General features: G+C 52.4%; 7 tRNA genes and 1 rRNA gene. All 8 read right to left on the reverse strand.

Annotated features, from left to right (window positions below):
• Positions 1-7: 7 nt before the first annotated feature.
• The 8 genes from CRI88_RS22200 to rrf all read right to left on the reverse strand — a co-directional run bounded on the left by CRI88_RS22200 (position 8) and on the right by rrf (position 766).
• Positions 8-83, reverse strand: a tRNA-His gene (locus CRI88_RS22200).
• A gap of 47 nt (positions 84-130) precedes the next feature.
• Positions 131-204: transfer RNA gene (locus tag CRI88_RS22205), tRNA-Trp, on the reverse strand.
• Positions 205-208: 4 nt separating this feature from the next.
• Positions 209-292, reverse strand: a tRNA-Tyr gene (locus CRI88_RS22210).
• 7 nt (positions 293-299) lie between these two features.
• A tRNA-Thr gene (locus tag CRI88_RS22215) sits at positions 300-375 on the reverse strand.
• An 8-nt stretch (positions 376-383) separates the two neighbouring features.
• Positions 384-459: transfer RNA gene (locus tag CRI88_RS22220), tRNA-Asp, on the reverse strand.
• Positions 460-462: 3 nt separating this feature from the next.
• Positions 463-537 (reverse strand) — tRNA-Met (locus tag CRI88_RS22225).
• Positions 538-563: 26 nt separating this feature from the next.
• Positions 564-639 (reverse strand) — tRNA-Val (locus CRI88_RS22230).
• An 11-nt stretch (positions 640-650) separates the two neighbouring features.
• Positions 651-766: ribosomal RNA gene (gene rrf / locus CRI88_RS22235) — 5S ribosomal RNA — on the reverse strand.
• Between the last annotated feature and the right edge of the window lie 18 nt (positions 767-784).

The raw sequence follows: 784 nt of genomic DNA on the forward strand, positions 1-784 counted from the left end.
TTGAAAATGGGGCGACTGATGGGAATCGAACCCACGAATGTCGGAACCACAATCCGATGCGTTAACCACTTCGCCACAATCGCCACTATATAAATTATAACAGCTGTATATGAACGAGTACCTCAATACCTGGCAGGGGCAGTAGGAATCGAACCCACACCAAAGGTTTTGGAGACCTCTATTCTACCGTTGAACTATGCCCCTAAAATGGTGGAGGGGGACGGATTCGAACCGCCGAACCCTAAGGAGCGGATTTACAGTCCGCCGCGTTTAGCCACTTCGCTACCCCTCCAAGGGAATGGTGCCGGCGATAGGAGTCGAACCCACGACCTACTGATTACAAGTCAGTTGCTCTACCAACTGAGCTACACCGGCAAAAAAAATGGCGGTCCCGACCGGGATCGAACCGGCGATCTCCTGCGTGACAGGCAGGCATGTTAACCGCTACACCACGGGACCATTTGGTTGCGGGGGCTGGATTTGAACCAACGACCTTCGGGTTATGAGCCCGACGAGCTACCACTGCTCCACCCCGCGATAATACTATACTGTTTTAAAAATAATGGTGGAGGATGACGGGCTCGAACCGCCGACCCTCTGCTTGTAAGGCAGATGCTCTCCCAGCTGAGCTAATCCTCCACGAAAAATAAGCGAAGCGATGTCCTACTCTCACAGGGGGAAGCCCCCAACTACCATCGGCGCTAAAGAGCTTAACTTCCGTGTTCGGTATGGGAACGGGTGTGGCCTCTTTGCCATCATCACTTCACTTATTCAGTTGAAAGAG

Source organism: Lysinibacillus fusiformis (genome assembly GCF_002845985.1).
GTDB classification, from domain to species: domain Bacteria; phylum Bacillota; class Bacilli; order Bacillales_A; family Planococcaceae; genus Lysinibacillus; species Lysinibacillus fusiformis_D.